Source organism: Enterobacter sp. JH25, from assembly GCF_021725435.1.
Taxonomy (GTDB): domain Bacteria; phylum Pseudomonadota; class Gammaproteobacteria; order Enterobacterales; family Enterobacteriaceae; genus Enterobacter; species Enterobacter intestinihominis.
In genome coordinates, this window is record NZ_CP091319.1 from 2390476 (window position 1) to 2405075 (window position 14600).

Here is a 14600-nt window from a genome sequence, read left to right on the forward strand (position 1 = left end):
GTATGGTTACACTGAAAAAATATTTACAGCATTGATAGTTTGAGAAGAAAAATGAAAAAGCTCGCGGCAGTAAGTTTAATCAGCCTCGCACTGGCGGGATGCGTTAATCCCGGTAAAGCCTCCGTTCAGACCAATCAGTTAGAGAATCACCGTTTCGTGCTGGAAAACGTTGATGGAAAAGCGGTTAAGGGCCTGAAAACGCAGCCTGAAATTCGGTTCAGCGCGCAGCCCAGTATCAGCCTGATTAACAACATTGCCGTCTCCGGCACAATGTGCAACGGCTTCAACGGCCAGGGAAAATTGTCCGAAGGAGAGTTGACGGTCAAAACGCTGGCAATGACGCGGAAACTCTGCACCGAGCCGCAGCTTAATGAACTGGATCAGACCCTCGCCGATATGCTACGCACAGGCGCTCAGGTAGACCTGACCGAAGACCAGTTAACGCTGGCGACAGCCAATAAGTCTTTAATGTTTAAGCGAGTTGAATAACTCAGTAACTCCCGCACGATCCTACGGCAAGCGACTGCTCACTACAGCGTTTGCCGTTTGGCAACGCGCACATGCCGATAGCGGAGCCGTCGAGCTGACGGGCAACGGAGAGTGACCCTCCGATCATTGCGCAGTTGGCCTGGCCTGAACTGGACATAGCCGCTCGCATACCTGGCGTAACGTGTGCCGCTGTCGCCTGCTGTACAGGTTCATTGCTGCATGCCGACAATAGTAACGCGGCACATCCGACCCAAAATGCTGAACGCATACCTTCCTCCCCATAATTAACGCGAAACCTATGCATAATAGGCATCACGCGCCGCATCGTCGAGAGCGGATGTGCGTATTTATGCGCCTTGGTAACAATTTCTCGCAATTTTTTAACGCGAATAGCCTTCGAGTCATTGATACAGCGCATACCAAGGACACAAAAGCGAAAATCGTAAAACCTGAGCTTTGCTAAAATACACAGATAATATTCAGGGTCTGTCGTCGTTTTACAGACCCCTCTTTTTGCGCAATGTAAGGGTGTTGTCCTATGCAAACTATTGACGGCAATGGTGCAGTCGCGTCTGTTGCGTTTCGCACCAGCGAAGTTATCGCCATCTACCCCATCACCCCAAGCTCCACGATGGCTGAACAGGCTGACGCCTGGGCTGGTAATGGGGTAAAAAACGTCTGGGGCGATGTCCCGCGGGTTGTTGAGATGCAGTCCGAAGCCGGCGCCATTGCCACCGTGCATGGTGCGTTGCAGACCGGTGCCCTGTCGACCTCGTTCACCTCGTCTCAGGGGCTGCTGTTGATGATCCCCACGCTTTACAAGCTGGCAGGACAATTAACGCCGTTTGTCCTGCACGTCGCCGCACGTACTGTAGCCACACACGCGATCTCTATTTTTGGCGACCACTCAGACGTGATGGCCGTGCGTCAGACCGGCTGCGCTATGCTCTGCGCCAGCAGCGTGCAGGAAGCACAGGACTTCGCGCTGATTTCGCATATCGCCACGCTGAAAAGTCGAGTGCCATTTATTCATTTCTTCGATGGTTTTCGCACCTCTCACGAGATCAATAAAATCGTTCCGCTGCCGGATGACACTATTCTTAACCTGCTGCCGCAGGCTGACATTGATGCCCATCGCGCTCGGGCCCTCAATCCGGAACATCCGGTGATCCGGGGTACCTCTGCGAACCCGGATACCTATTTCCAGTCCCGCGAGGCGACAAACCCGTGGTACAACGCGGTGTATGAGCACGTTGAACAGGCGATGGACGATTTTGCCGCTGCGACGGGTCGCGCATATAAGCCATTTGAATATTACGGTCATCCGCAGGCCGAGCGCGTAATCGTCCTGATGGGCTCCGCCATCGGCACCTGCGAAGAGGTGGTCGATGAGCTTCTTACGCGTGGTGAAAAAGTTGGCGTGCTAAAAGTTCGCCTCTACCGTCCATTCTCTGCGAAACATCTGCTCGCAGCCCTGCCGGAAAGCGCGCGTGCCGTGGCGGTACTTGACCGCACCAAAGAGCCTGGCGCGCAGGCTGAACCCCTTTACCTTGATGTAATGACCGCTCTGGCTGAGGCATTTAATCACGGTGAGCGCGAAACGCTGCCGCGCGTCATTGGCGGGCGTTATGGTTTGTCTTCCAAAGAGTTCGGGCCGGAGTGCGTCCTGGCCGTATTTGCTGAACTGCGCGAGGCAAAACCGAAGCCGCGCTTTACGGTCGGCATTTATGATGACGTGACTAACCTTTCTCTCCCTTTGCCGGAAAACACCCTGCCCTCGAATGCGAAACTGGAAGCGCTGTTCTACGGTCTGGGCAGCGACGGCAGCGTCTCGGCGACCAAGAACAACATCAAAATTATCGGTAACTCCACGCCGTGGTATGCGCAAGGGTATTTCGTCTACGATTCCAAAAAAGCGGGCGGGTTGACCGTCTCGCACCTGCGCGTCAGCGAACATCCAATCCGCTCGGCATACCTGATTTCTCAGGCGGATTTTGTTGGCTGTCATCAGCTCCAGTTTATCGATAAATACCAGATGGCCGAGCGCCTGAAGCCCGGCGGTATTTTCCTGATCAACACCCCGTATAGCGCCGATGAGGTCTGGGCACGACTGCCCCAGGAAGTCCAGGCGGTGCTAAACCAGAAACAGGCGCGCCTGTATGTCATTAACGCCGCGAAGATCGCCCGCGAGTGCGGCCTGGCCGCGCGTATCAATACGGTTATGCAGATGGCGTTCTTCCACCTGACCAATATTCTGCCGGGCGACAGCGCGCTGATGGAGCTCCAGGGGGCGATAGCCAAAAGCTACAGCAGCAAAGGTCAGGAGCTGGTTGAGCGCAACTGGCAGGCGCTGGCGCTGGCCCGCGAGTCGCTGTTCGAGGTGCCGTTGCAGCCGGTCAATACCAGCAGCCCGAACCGGCCGCCAGTGGTGTCTGACGCTGCCCCGGATTTCGTCAAAACCGTTACGGCGGCGATGCTTGCCGGGTTGGGCGACACTCTTCCCGTCTCTGCGCTTCCGCCTGATGGCACCTGGCCGATGGGCACGACCCGCTGGGAAAAACGCAACATTGCCGAAGCGATCCCTATCTGGAAAGAAGAGCTGTGCACCCAGTGCAACCACTGCGTGGCGGCCTGCCCGCACTCGGCCATTCGCGCCAAAGTGGTGTCGCCAGAAGCGATGGCGGACGCACCGGAAAGTCTGCACTCGCTGGATGTAAAATCCCGTGATATGCGTGGCCAGAAATATGTTCTTCAGGTGGCACCAGAGGACTGTACCGGCTGTAACCTGTGCGTCGAGGTGTGCCCGGCGAAAGATCGTCAGGATCCCTCAATCAAAGCCATTAATATGATGTCGCGTCTGGAACATGTTGAAGAAGAGAAAGTGAATTATGACTTCTTCCTCGACCTGCCCGAAATCGATCGCAACAAGCTGGAACGCATTGACATTCGTACCTCGCAGCTCATCACCCCCCTCTTCGAGTACTCCGGGGCGTGTTCCGGATGCGGTGAAACGCCGTACATCAAACTGCTTACCCAGCTTTACGGCGACCGGATGCTGATTGCCAACGCGACAGGCTGCTCGTCAATCTATGGGGGGAACTTGCCGTCCACGCCTTATACCACCGACGCGTATGGCCGCGGCCCGGCTTGGGCAAACTCGCTATTTGAGGATAACGCAGAATTTGGTCTGGGATTCCGCCTGACGGTCGATCAGCACCGCGCCCGCGTAATGCGTCTGCTGGAACAGTTTGCCGATAAAATCCCGGCAGAGCTGAATGACGCCCTGCATGCGGAGGCCACGCCTGACGTTCGTCGCGCACAGGTTGCTGAACTGCGCCACGCGCTTCAGGGTGTTGAAGGGGCTGAACAACTGCTGACCGATGCTGACGCGCTGGTTGAAAAATCTATCTGGCTGATCGGTGGCGACGGATGGGCCTACGATATTGGTTTCGGTGGTCTTGATCACGTCCTGAGCCTCACCGAAAACGTTAACATTCTGGTGCTTGATACTCAGTGTTATTCCAACACCGGCGGACAGGCCTCGAAAGCAACGCCACTGGGTGCGGTCACGAAATTTGGTGAGCATGGCAAACGTAAGGCGCGTAAAGATTTGGGCGTCAGCATGATGATGTATGGACACGTCTACGTCGCGCAGATTTCGCTGGGCGCGCAGCTTAACCAGACGGTGAAAGCCATTCAGGAAGCGGAAGCGTATCCTGGCCCGTCGCTGATCATCGCCTACAGCCCGTGTGAGGAGCATGGCTACGATCTGGCGCTTAGCCACGACCAGATGCGTCAGCTTACCGCAACCGGCTTCTGGCCGCTGTACCGCTTTGACCCGCGCCGTGCCGATGAAGGAAAATTACCGCTGGCGCTGGATTCCCGTCCGCCTTCAGACGCCCTTGCCGAAACCTTACTTCAGGAGCAGCGTTTCCGCAGGCTGAACGCTCAACAACCAGAAGTAGCAGAGCAGCTATGGAGGGACGCGGCAGCGGATCTTCAGAAGCGTTATGACTTCCTTGCACAGCTGGCGGGGAAAGCGGAAAAATCAACCAGCGAATAACCGTTATGCCCGGCTTGCCCGGGCATTTTTTTGCCATAAAAAAGCCCGATGCACGTGCACCGGGCTAATCCAAATGTTCGGTGAAAATTGCCTCAACGTTCTGAACAATATTCACGTGAATTATGGATGAAAAAATCTTAAAGGCATATAACGCCATGGAGAATACCTTCTTTACCACTTAATTAATAATTTTTATTTTGTATCGATTATAAGGATTAATTCACGGCATCAATTGTTATTTCAAACGCATCATTTGCTTTAGATTTTACTCAACCCGTAACAATTATATTTTATTCATCAACCCTCTGTGTGATTTAGCATGGGACAGCTTTCCATCCCGGAAAGTTCACTAAGCAATAAAAAAATAACTGCAAAGGAATAATCAAAATGCAAAGAAAAGTACTGGCACTGATGATCCCCGCTTTGTTAATGGCTGGAGCCGCTCACGCAGCTGAAATTTATAATAAAGACGGCAATAAACTGGATCTGTATGGCAAAGTAGATGGTCTGCATTATTTCTCTGACGATGCGTCAAAAGATGGTGACCAAACCTATATGCGCCTGGGTTTCAAAGGTGAAACCCAAATCAACGACATGATGACCGGTTACGCGCAGTGGGAATACAACATTCAGGCAAACAACACCGAAGGCTCTGACAATCAGTCCTGGACGCGTCTGGCCTTCGCGGGTGTGAAGGTGGGCGACTACGGATCCTTCGATTACGGCCGTAACTATGGCGTCCTGTACGACGTAGAAGGCTGGACCGATATGCTGCCAGAATTTGGTGGCGACTCTTATACTTATGCCGATAACTTTATGACCGGTCGTGCAAACGGCGTGGCGACCTACCGTAACACCGACTTCTTTGGTCTGGTGCAGGGTCTGAACTTCGCGGTGCAGTATCAGGGTAATAATGAAGGTAATAACTGCGATGAGAATTTCTGCTCTACTAATGAAGGGACCAACAACGGTCGTGATACACGTCATGAAAATGGTGACGGTTACGGTATCTCCGCAACCTACGATTTCGGCATGGGCTTCAGCGCAGGCGCGGCATATGCTTCATCTGACCGTACTAACGATCAGGTAAATTACACTACTGCGGGCGGTGATACTGCGGATGCATGGACCGCAGGCCTGAAATACGATGCCAACAACATTTACCTGGCTGCAATGTATTCCGAAACCCGTAATATGACGCCGTACGGCGACAATGCAGATGCGGTTGCAAATAAAACCCAGAACTTTGAAGTGACCGCACAATATCAGTTTGACTTCGGCCTTCGTCCGGCTGTTTCCTAGTTACAGTCCAAAGGTAAAGATCTGGGCAATGGTCAGGACGATAAAGACCTGGTGAAATACGCTGACGTCGGTGCTACCTACTATTTCAACAAAAACATGTCCACCTATGTTGATTATAAAATCAACCTGCTGGATGAAGATGATTCATTCTACAAAAACAATGGCATCGGTACGGATGACATCGTAGCGTTAGGTCTGGTTTACCAGTTCTAATCCCGTTAGCCCGCAGCGATCTGCGGGCTAATTTTATCTCTGTTTCGCCTGCTCTTTACGAAAAGAGAGATAGCCAATTACCCCGCTGTCGCCATCCATTGGGTGATTTACTCCATCCATTACCGCCACTTCCGGGAAGTCGAATGGCGTAACATTCTCCAGACAGGCGACATTCACACCATATTCATTGGGATTGGAACGTCGTTGATGGAACGTATAAATACCGCAAACCGAGCAGAAGAAATGGCGCGCCGTGCCGGTGTTGAAACGGTACTCTGTGAGCGTGTCCGCGCCCTGCGTCACCTTAATACCCGTCAACGGCGCGGAAACCACTACTGCCCCGCGCATCCTGCAAAACGAGCAGCTACATCGCCGTGCGGTATTCAGGCCGTACGTCAGCTCAACAGTAAATTTCACCGCCCCACAATGACACTGTGCATGACGAATTTCAGCCATCGCTTATACCCCTTTTCTCACTAACTCAGCCGCTTTTAAAAAGACCTCATCTTCGACACCATCCCCCTTCTGCCTGCCGAGCCTCACCAGCTCATCGACAATACTTTCACGGTTGATGATCTTCTGCGCTGAAACCAGCCCGATAACGGCGGCACCAATCGCCAGCCCAACTAATCCTGTCTGTTCGTCTTTATTTTTCATAGAAGCGCTCCCTTGTCCCCCTCAAAAGCGTAGCAGGAGAACTGTAAAACGTGCTGGAACGCGGGGATGAGATCGGTGCTTTATCTCACCTTCTCGTCCGGCAAAACAGGGGGTTCTGAGCGGGTATCGGAATATCGTGAATAGCGTTGCGCATAGCGAGGCCGTAATGGGTTTTAAAACCGCCTTCGTAAAGGCGGCTGGTCATTACTCTGGATCTTTATCGCCTGATTCAGGCGCTGAGCCAGGATCATCTTTCGGTTTTCTTCCATCCTTTTCCGGGTTATCCGGGCTGGGATTATAATCAGGATGGTCACCATTAACGGGACGGTCAGACATTTTCACCTCCGTTTTTACTGCGTAAGCTGTAAGTGTAGACAACCCGTTAGTCTTAACCAAACTTCTTTGAGGGGCTCATTTGTAAATCGTGCTGGCATTCGGCGCTGCAATCCGTACCATACACGACACACTTTCGCATGCTGGTTTTTACCGGTAGCCGCAAACCCGTCTTTTATCGCTAACCAGATGGGGCACGTAAATGCGCAGATGGTGTATGAAATCTATGCTACATGGATAGAAGAGATGAACACGAAGCTGACGCTTTGAAATCGTTTTCTCACCCTGTGCCCCATTTGAGATCTGAGTAACGAATAGATGCAACAAAATCAAGAGATTAACAAGAAAGAACAGTACAACCTGAATAAACTGCAAAAGCGACTGCGCCGTAACGTGGGCGAAGCCATTGCAGACTTCAACATGATTGAAGAAGGCGATCGCATCATGGTCTGCCTGTCGGGCGGTAAAGACAGCTACACCATGCTGGAGATCCTGCGCAATCTACAGCAAAGCGCACCGGTGAACTTTTCCCTGGTCGCGGTTAACCTCGATCAGAAACAGCCAGGATTCCCGGAGCATATCCTGCCGGAGTACCTTGAGAACCTGGGCGTTGAGTACAAAATCGTAGAAGAGAATACCTACGGCATTGTAAAAGAGAAGATCCCTGAGGGCAAAACGACCTGCTCGCTTTGCTCACGTTTGCGTCGCGGCATTCTGTACCGCACCGCAACCGAACTGGGCGCCACCAAGATTGCGCTTGGTCATCACCGGGACGACATTCTGCAAACGCTGTTTTTGAATATGTTTTACGGCGGCAAAATGAAGGGAATGCCACCGAAGCTGATGAGTGACGACGGCAAACACATCGTGATCCGCCCACTCGCCTACTGTCGCGAGAAAGACATTGAGCGTTTCTCTCAGGCCAAAGCCTTCCCTATCATTCCGTGCAATCTGTGCGGCTCACAGCCGAACCTGCAACGTCAGGTCATTGGCGACATGCTGCGTGACTGGGATAAACGCTATCCGGGCCGCATCGAAACCATGTTCAGCGCCATGCAGAACGTGGTGCCTTCGCACCTCGCCGATGTTGAACTGTTCGATTTCAAAGGGATTAACCACGGTTCAGAGGTAGTGAATGGCGGGGATCTGGCGTTTGACCGCGAAGAGATCCCGATGCAGCCTGCTGGCTGGCAGCCAGAGGAAGAGGATGCGCAATTCGATGAACTGCGCCTGAACGTGGTGGAAGTGAAATAACCTGACTGCGTCTCAGACAGTGCTTCTGAGACGCTTTTTTCCCTTACTTCAGCAGCCGAACGCGGCAGGTTTTCCCTTTAATCTTCCCGCCCTGCAACTGTTTCCAGGCCTTATGCGCAACCGACTGGCGAACTGCTACGTAGACATGTGCAGGATGGACCGTGATCTTGCCAATATCTGCCCCGTCGAGACCAATATCCCCTGTTAACGCCCCCAGAACGTCACCGGGACGCATTTTGGCTTTTTTACCGCCGTCGATGCACAGGGTGGCCATTTCCGCCGCCAGCGGAGCGATGCTGATATTACCGGGGGCATTCACCCAGTTGAGTTTCAGTTGCAGCATTTCCGCAAGAATATTAGCGCGCTGCGCCTCTTCAGGCGCGCAGAAGCTGATGGCGAGACCGCTGTTACCCGCACGCGCGGTACGCCCGATGCGGTGGACATGCACTTCCGGATCCCATGCCAGTTCGAAATTCACCACCAGTTCAAGCGATTTAATATCCAGGCCACGAGCCGCCACATCCGTTGCAACCAGCACGCGAGCGCTGCCGTTAGCGAAACGCACCAGCGTCTGATCGCGATCGCGCTGCTCCAGATCGCCATGCAGCGATAATGCGCTCTGTCCGGCATCATTCAGGGCATCGCACACCGCCTGACAATCTTTTTTGGTATTACAGAACACCACGCAGGACGCTGGTTGGTGTTGGCTAAGCAATTTTTGCAGCAGTGGAATTTTGCCCTGCTGCGACGTCTCGAAGAACTGCTGCTCAATCGCTGGCAATGCATCGACAGTATCGATTTCAATGGTCAGCGGGTTCTTCTGCACGCGCCCGCTGATCGCCGCAATCGCCTCTGGCCAGGTGGCAGAAAAAAGCAGCGTCTGACGCGTGGCTGGCGCAAAGCGGATCACTTCGTCAATCGCATCGCTGAAGCCCATATCCAGCATGCGGTCAGCTTCATCCATCACCAGCGTTTGCAGTGCATCGAGTGAAACGGTGCCTTTTTGCAGGTGATCGAGCAGACGGCCCGGCGTTGCCACAATGATATGCGGGGCGTGCTGAAGGGAATCGCGCTGCGCACCGAACGGTTGCCCGCCGCAGAGCGTTAAAATTTTAGTGTTAGGCAAAAAACGCGCAAGACGACGCAGCTCACCCGCGACCTGGTCGGCCAGCTCGCGCGTCGGGCAGAGTATCAGGGACTGGGTCTGAAACAGGGTTGCATCAATATGCTGCAACAGGCCGAGTCCAAATGCAGCCGTTTTTCCACTACCGGTTTTCGCCTGCACGCGCACATCCCGGCCTTCAAGGATAGCCGGCAGCGCGGCGGCCTGGACAGGGGTCATAGTGAGGTAACCCAACTCATTCAGGTTTGTCAGTTGGGCTTCAGGCAGAACGTTCAGCGTGGAAAAAGCGGTCACAATATACTCTCATGGTAATGATTGCAGTCAGATGGCGCGTATCCTCGCAGATCTCCGCTAACGATGCGACAATTTAATCGGTTCTTCGTCCGGTGGCGGATCCGGCATCGGCTGCGGACGCGGGATGGGATCGGGAATTGGGGTCGGATCGGTGGGCACCGGATCGGACTGCCATGTGTTCAGGCGTTGCAGGGCAAGTAGCATACTCATCTTTTCCTCCAGATTAGGGTGCTTACCCCTAAAGGGTAGACGCAGATAAACAGGAGGCAAAAAAAAGCCGACTATGAAGTCGGCGTCGTACGAATCAATTGTGCTATGCAGTAATTCAAAAAAAGGAAGTAAGACAATATGGAGCGCAACGCCCATCGCTTGACGTTGCATTCACCTGCGGGAGTCATATTGCACCTAACATGGTCTAAGTTTATTGACTTCGCTCAATTAAAATGTCGTTTTGAAGCAGTCGCAGCATTAGAAAATGCGTAAATTTACAGCCATTTACTACGATGCAACCACCATGCAACACCCCCAATCAAAACCACTAACATGACGCAAAACGTGGTGAAGCCATAGTGGTATTCACCGCCGGGGATCCCCCCAAGATTGACGCCAAACAACCCGGTTAAGAACGTACTTGGCAAAAAGACCATCGCCATCAGCGACATGGTATAGGTTCTCCTGGCTAATGACTCCTGCATTACCTGTGCTATCTCATCCGCCATGACCGCCGTTCTGGCGATACACGAATCAATTTCGTCCAGACCACGTCCCAGCCGGTCAGCAATATCCTGCATTCTGCGACGCTGATCGTCATTCATCCAGCTCATGCGTTCGCTGGCCAGTCTCGCATAGACGTCGCGCTGCGGGGTCATATAGCGGCGCATAACAATAAGCTGTTTTCGCAACAACGCCAGAAAACCACGTGGGGGAATTTGCTGATCGAGCAGGTTGTCTTCCAGATCGATGATTTTATCGTGGAGTTCTTCAATAAACTCGCTGGCATGATCGGTCAGCGCATCACATACATCCACCAGCCAGCTTCCGCAATTCGTAGGCCCCGTGCCCTCTTTCAGATCGTTAATGACGTCATCCAGCGCCAGCACTTTTCGCTGACGGGTGGAAACAATCAATCGTTCATTCATGTAGACACGCATTGCCACCAGCTGATCTGGACGCTCATCCGTACTGCCGTTTATGCAACGCAGTGTTATTAACGTCCCCTCACCCATCCGGCTGACGCGAGGTCTGAGACTTTCTCCCGCCAGCGCATCCCGAACGTTGTTGGGCAATAGCGGCGTGGACGCGAGCCACTCGGCGCTGTCCGGGTGCGTGTAGTTGAGGTGCAGCCAGCATGGGTGTTCGTTGTCGATGTGATCCTGATCTTCAAGCGGCCTTGCGCCCCCGTGCCCATCAAGTACCCATGCAAAAACCGCGTCAGGTACGTTAACTTCAGACCCTTTAATGCTCTCCACAGCGCCTCCACCGATTTATCTCTTTCGGTGTCAGTCTAGCTTTCGTCGAGGGTTAAGCAATAATTATGTGAGGCATCATCCTGAATATGCTCAGGAATTCACCACCCATTCGCGGCTTATTAACGCATTATCAGCCTGGTACTCGTTCTTCAGACGGAAATTACGTGTTCGTGTCTGAAGTTCAATCACCTGATTGCGCAGCACATCTGACGAACCGTTGAGTTCTTCAACCATCGACACATTGCTCTGTGTTACGCGTTCCAGCTCTGACAATGCCAGCGTGATTTGTGAAATCCCTTTTTCTTGTTCCGATGTTGAGGCGGAAATTTCATCCATCAGTCGGCTCACGTTGCCCGAGCCGGTAACGATGTCGTGCATGTTTTTTTCAGCTTCAGAGACTACGTTAACGCCCTGCGTCACGTTATGGCTGGTGACTTCAATCAATGACTTAATATTTTTTGCCGCTTCGGCGCTACGATGCGCCAGGCTTCTGACCTCACCAGCGACCACTGAAAATCCTTTTCCATGGTCGCCCGCTCTTGCCGCTTCAACGGCGGCGTTAAGCGCCAGAATATTGGTCTGAAAAGCGATACCGTCAATCAGCGAGATAATCTCTGTCATTTGCTGGGCGCAGTCGGTAATTGATTGCATATTGTTCGCGACCTGCCCCATTAACTCTCCGCCTTTACGCGCCTGCAACGTCGCGATATTCGCCTGTTCGCTGGCTAAACGGGTATTGTCGGCATTATTTTTTGTACTTGCAGCCATCTCTTCCATGCTGGCTGCCGTTTGCACCAGCGAAGCTGACTGCTGTTCTGTTTTAACGGAAAGCTGCGCGCTGCGTGAAGAAAGCTGATCTGACAGGGTCATCGCGGTTTGCGAGGAGGCGCGGATCTCACGGACCAGCGTTGCAATGTTGCTGGAGAGACTATTAATGCCCGGGATCAGTCGTCCCGCACAGTTGTTGCCGAATTCAGGGATCGACACGCCGAGATTGCCTGACGTCACTTCTTCAATACTTTTTTTCACAGTATTGATCGGCGTCACAAGATATTTTGTCATATACGCCCAGAGTAAAATTAAGGCGATACATTGTACGATAATGACTGCAATAAAAAGCGAAAAACTCCCTGAAAATAGCGCTATAACTCCATCACTTACCAAAAACACACATAAAAGGAAATAGACAATGAAGGTTCTGACACTAATATTTCTTAGCATAGTTTTTCCTACGACTTTATATTTTTGTGGGCTCTAAGGTTTATAGCATTGCCACAGTATTTTGTCCTCACGTTCGTCGTTGGTTTGTTGTTTTGCAGTTTGATTTGAGCAGTTTCGCTTAAGGCAGATAAAAAGCATGATATACGGTAAATATCCAGCTTGTAGTTTGGTTACCGCCCCCCCTTAAATATTAGCGCTTACCTATTTAAGAAGGAGTACCGTAGGGCAACATTGTTTAGTCATGCTTAATAAGTTAACGTAGTTAATATATATCAACTACGTTACCGTGACCTCCCACCAGGCTGGCTTACGTTCAGGCCAGACAGTCGACTGACTGGAAAAAATAGTCCTCCGTCATGAGAACATTCTCTTTCACACTTTGATGTCCGCGACGAATATACCAGCCTGTTTCAGGCGCCATGCTTAAATGGTATATCCTCTCCCCCGATATACTGCCGGGGGCATTAATGCACATTGTCATACACCCCTTCTCTGATCCCCTGATGATCTGTTCTGGCATAATGCTGACGCTGCGATCTCCATTTCGCAGAATGACAGTCGTGATGACATAACGACATATACTGCTACTGAGGCTGTAGCCGACCGTACTCAAATCGGTGATATGCTTTTGGGATAACAGGACTTCAATACCAGAACCCTCAAACCAAACAATAATTTGCTGTGCAAGATCATCCATCCGCTGACAAAAAGCCCTGACTTCGGCTTCAGCCGTATTAATATGAATCGGTTTATTTACGTTATTCTGCTGCACTTTCTTAAAAAAACGCTCTCTTGCTGACATGTTAACTCCGTGTTTTTCGCCAGTCTTATTGTTCTTTTTTGTGCTTCAGCAGGGCGTAGCTGACAATCAACTGCTGAAGATGTTGTTCGACCTTGTTTTGCTGCGCTGCTGACCGGGGTTGCCCGGCAGGTAAAGTGGAAAGCAGACGAAGCTGCTCCTCAAGCGGTAGGGTTTGGCTAAATGACTGCGACATGGCAAACACGTCTGATTTCAGTTCACTCACCGTCATGTACTTCCCTTTCTGTTCATCCAGTGCGTTCAGCTTGTTCGTCAACTGCTGCAACTGCGCCATACCCTGATGCCATCCATTCAGATCTAAATCTGCTAGCGCAGCGATACTCATCTGTTTCTGCCAATGTTGCGCCAGGGGTTTGGCTTCTTCCGGCCACAGCGTCAGCGCCTGCTGCACCAGACGGTCGCCGAAGCTCACTGCCCAGTCTGGTTTCAACTGTAAAAGCTGCGCTAACAGCTGTTGTGTCCTGCCAAGCCCCGGTTCCGGTGATGGTGACGTTTGTTGCAGCGCCTCTAATTGCCCTGTAGATAGCCCTTGAGGTAGAGGAGCCAGAGCCGCGGCTAGCTGCGCTTGTGCCGAATCTGGCGCATGCAACATCTGCCATCCTCCTGCGACGACACTGGCTGCCACCAGCATGGTCAACATACCAGCAGCAAATGGCTTCCAGGGTTTCATCGACACCGGAGGTTCTTTAACCACCCCAACGTTCAGCACCGGCTCGGGCTCAACCACATAAACCCATTTACTACGCTCAGTCGGTTCGACGAGGTGAATTTCCGTAGCACCCAATGCGTCACCGCGCAGACTCATGTCCGTATTTTCGCTCTTTTCCAGACGCACTGCTGCGTTCTGCATCATCGTGCGCAGAGCATCAAGCTGAGTAGCATGCTTGAGTTCCATACGCTGCAAGACGTCCCCCAAAGCGCTCAGATGCTCTTCAGACTGATACAGCTGCCCTAAGTCAGCGTACGTCAGCGATAGCGTTCGTACTACCTGTTGCAGGCGCTTGCTGAGTGCACTGAGGATTTCGATTCGCGCATGGACAGGCTGTGGCCAGAGGTTTCCCCACTGGCGGGCTACCAGTGCAGTAAGTACCGCAAGCCCCTCATTCATACCGTACAATCCGGCCAGATGCGTACGGGCGAGCGTATACCAGGCAGCCGTTTGTAGCTCCACACCGTTATGCCCGAACAGTGACAGACAGAGCGTTTCCGCGTGTTGCCAGTTCACATCCGGGCGTGCCGGATGGGTGAGCTTGTTCATTTCTTCGCGCAAGGCAGCGTAATCCGCAAGCGTGCGCGGATCCCCGCCGGTTTTAAGTTGGCGTTCAGAATTTATTGTCATAACTGTTTTAACCTGAGTAATAA

The 14600-nt window shown here is 52.3% G+C and carries 13 protein-coding genes and 2 pseudogenes; 5 read left to right on the top strand and 10 right to left on the bottom strand.

Annotation, left to right across the window (positions count from 1 at the left end; all coding sequences use genetic code 11):
• Positions 1 to 51: 51 nt before the first annotated feature.
• A complete protein-coding gene (gene hslJ / locus L2Y28_RS11525) occupies positions 52 to 489 on the top strand; it encodes a heat shock protein HslJ (protein WP_022648255.1) in 438 nt (145 codons plus the stop codon).
• A gap of 1 nt (position 490) precedes the next feature.
• Here the strand turns inward: hslJ and L2Y28_RS11530 are convergent, their stop codons facing one another.
• Complete coding sequence (locus L2Y28_RS11530; protein ID WP_003856935.1) at positions 491 to 757, bottom strand: DUF333 domain-containing protein; 267 nt, start codon at positions 755 to 757, stop codon at positions 491 to 493.
• Positions 758 to 1027: 270 nt separating this feature from the next.
• Between L2Y28_RS11530 and nifJ the strand changes: the two genes are divergently transcribed.
• Complete coding sequence (nifJ, locus tag L2Y28_RS11535; RefSeq protein ID WP_022648256.1) at positions 1028 to 4552, top strand: pyruvate:ferredoxin (flavodoxin) oxidoreductase; 3525 nt, start codon at positions 1028 to 1030, stop codon at positions 4550 to 4552.
• 387 nt (positions 4553 to 4939) lie between these two features.
• Positions 4940 to 6067: pseudogene (gene ompC / locus L2Y28_RS11540) on the top strand (porin OmpC).
• A 33-nt stretch (positions 6068 to 6100) separates the two neighbouring features.
• Here ompC and L2Y28_RS11545 read toward each other — a convergent pair.
• The 3 genes from L2Y28_RS11545 to L2Y28_RS25510 form a co-directional block, all read right to left on the bottom strand.
• Positions 6101 to 6523, bottom strand: coding sequence for a GFA family protein (locus L2Y28_RS11545; protein ID WP_022648259.1), 423 nt, complete (start codon positions 6521 to 6523; stop codon positions 6101 to 6103).
• 3 nt (positions 6524 to 6526) lie between these two features.
• A complete protein-coding gene (locus L2Y28_RS11550) occupies positions 6527 to 6724 on the bottom strand; it encodes a hypothetical protein (protein ID WP_022648260.1) in 198 nt (65 codons plus the stop codon).
• Positions 6725 to 6928: 204 nt separating this feature from the next.
• On the bottom strand, positions 6929 to 7060 hold the full coding sequence (locus L2Y28_RS25510; protein WP_255248590.1) for a hypothetical protein: 132 nt from the start codon (positions 7058 to 7060) through the stop codon (positions 6929 to 6931).
• Positions 7061 to 7141: 81 nt separating this feature from the next.
• Between L2Y28_RS25510 and L2Y28_RS11555 the strand changes: the two are divergent.
• Together L2Y28_RS11555 and ttcA are read left to right on the top strand one after the other, a co-directional pair.
• Positions 7142 to 7327, top strand: a pseudogene (locus L2Y28_RS11555) (tyrosine-type recombinase/integrase); the annotation flags it as partial.
• Between the two features lie 48 nt (positions 7328 to 7375).
• Positions 7376 to 8311 (top strand): tRNA 2-thiocytidine(32) synthetase TtcA, encoded by a 936-nt coding sequence (gene ttcA / locus L2Y28_RS11560; RefSeq protein WP_001186974.1) that lies wholly within the window; start codon positions 7376 to 7378, stop codon positions 8309 to 8311.
• 43 nt (positions 8312 to 8354) lie between these two features.
• On the opposite strand, the gene dbpA is transcribed toward ttcA, so the two are convergent.
• The 6 genes from dbpA to L2Y28_RS11590 all read right to left on the bottom strand — a co-directional run bounded on the left by dbpA (position 8355) and on the right by L2Y28_RS11590 (position 14577).
• Positions 8355 to 9728 (bottom strand): ATP-dependent RNA helicase DbpA, encoded by a 1374-nt coding sequence (gene dbpA / locus L2Y28_RS11565; protein ID WP_022648261.1) that lies wholly within the window; start codon positions 9726 to 9728, stop codon positions 8355 to 8357.
• 57 nt (positions 9729 to 9785) lie between these two features.
• Positions 9786 to 9932 carry a hypothetical protein gene (locus tag L2Y28_RS11570; RefSeq protein WP_369702450.1) on the bottom strand — a complete coding sequence of 49 codons (147 nt, stop codon included), beginning with the start codon at positions 9930 to 9932 and terminating at the stop codon, positions 9786 to 9788.
• 281 nt (positions 9933 to 10213) lie between these two features.
• The gene (zntB, locus tag L2Y28_RS11575) at positions 10214 to 11197 is read right to left on the bottom strand and encodes a zinc transporter ZntB (protein WP_022648263.1); all 984 of its coding nucleotides are present in this window, start codon (positions 11195 to 11197) and stop codon (positions 10214 to 10216) included.
• A 90-nt stretch (positions 11198 to 11287) separates the two neighbouring features.
• Positions 11288 to 12418 (bottom strand): methyl-accepting chemotaxis protein, encoded by a 1131-nt coding sequence (locus tag L2Y28_RS11580; protein ID WP_022648264.1) that lies wholly within the window; start codon positions 12416 to 12418, stop codon positions 11288 to 11290.
• A 313-nt stretch (positions 12419 to 12731) separates the two neighbouring features.
• On the bottom strand, positions 12732 to 13220 hold the full coding sequence (locus L2Y28_RS11585; RefSeq protein WP_022648265.1) for a hypothetical protein: 489 nt from the start codon (positions 13218 to 13220) through the stop codon (positions 12732 to 12734).
• A gap of 25 nt (positions 13221 to 13245) precedes the next feature.
• The gene (locus L2Y28_RS11590; RefSeq protein WP_022648266.1) at positions 13246 to 14577 is read right to left on the bottom strand and encodes a VasL domain-containing protein; all 1332 of its coding nucleotides are present in this window, start codon (positions 14575 to 14577) and stop codon (positions 13246 to 13248) included.
• Between the last annotated feature and the right edge of the window lie 23 nt (positions 14578 to 14600).

Coding starts and splice junctions, on each gene's coding strand:
- ttcA (WP_001186974.1), top strand. CDS start 7,376: ATGCAACAAAATCAAGAGATTAACAAGAAAGAACAGTACAACCTGAAT.
- L2Y28_RS11570 (WP_369702450.1), bottom strand. CDS start 9,932: ATGCTACTTGCCCTGCAACGCCTGAACACATGGCAGTCCGATCCGGTG.
- L2Y28_RS11585 (WP_022648265.1), bottom strand. CDS start 13,220: ATGTCAGCAAGAGAGCGTTTTTTTAAGAAAGTGCAGCAGAATAACGTA.
- L2Y28_RS11545 (WP_022648259.1), bottom strand. CDS start 6,523: ATGGCTGAAATTCGTCATGCACAGTGTCATTGTGGGGCGGTGAAATTT.
- L2Y28_RS11590 (WP_022648266.1), bottom strand. CDS start 14,577: ATGACAATAAATTCTGAACGCCAACTTAAAACCGGCGGGGATCCGCGC.
- L2Y28_RS11530 (WP_003856935.1), bottom strand. CDS start 757: ATGCGTTCAGCATTTTGGGTCGGATGTGCCGCGTTACTATTGTCGGCA.
- L2Y28_RS25510 (WP_255248590.1), bottom strand. CDS start 7,060: ATGTCTGACCGTCCCGTTAATGGTGACCATCCTGATTATAATCCCAGC.
- L2Y28_RS11550 (WP_022648260.1), bottom strand. CDS start 6,724: ATGAAAAATAAAGACGAACAGACAGGATTAGTTGGGCTGGCGATTGGT.
- hslJ (WP_022648255.1), top strand. CDS start 52: ATGAAAAAGCTCGCGGCAGTAAGTTTAATCAGCCTCGCACTGGCGGGA.
- L2Y28_RS11580 (WP_022648264.1), bottom strand. CDS start 12,418: ATGCTAAGAAATATTAGTGTCAGAACCTTCATTGTCTATTTCCTTTTA.
- nifJ (WP_022648256.1), top strand. CDS start 1,028: ATGCAAACTATTGACGGCAATGGTGCAGTCGCGTCTGTTGCGTTTCGC.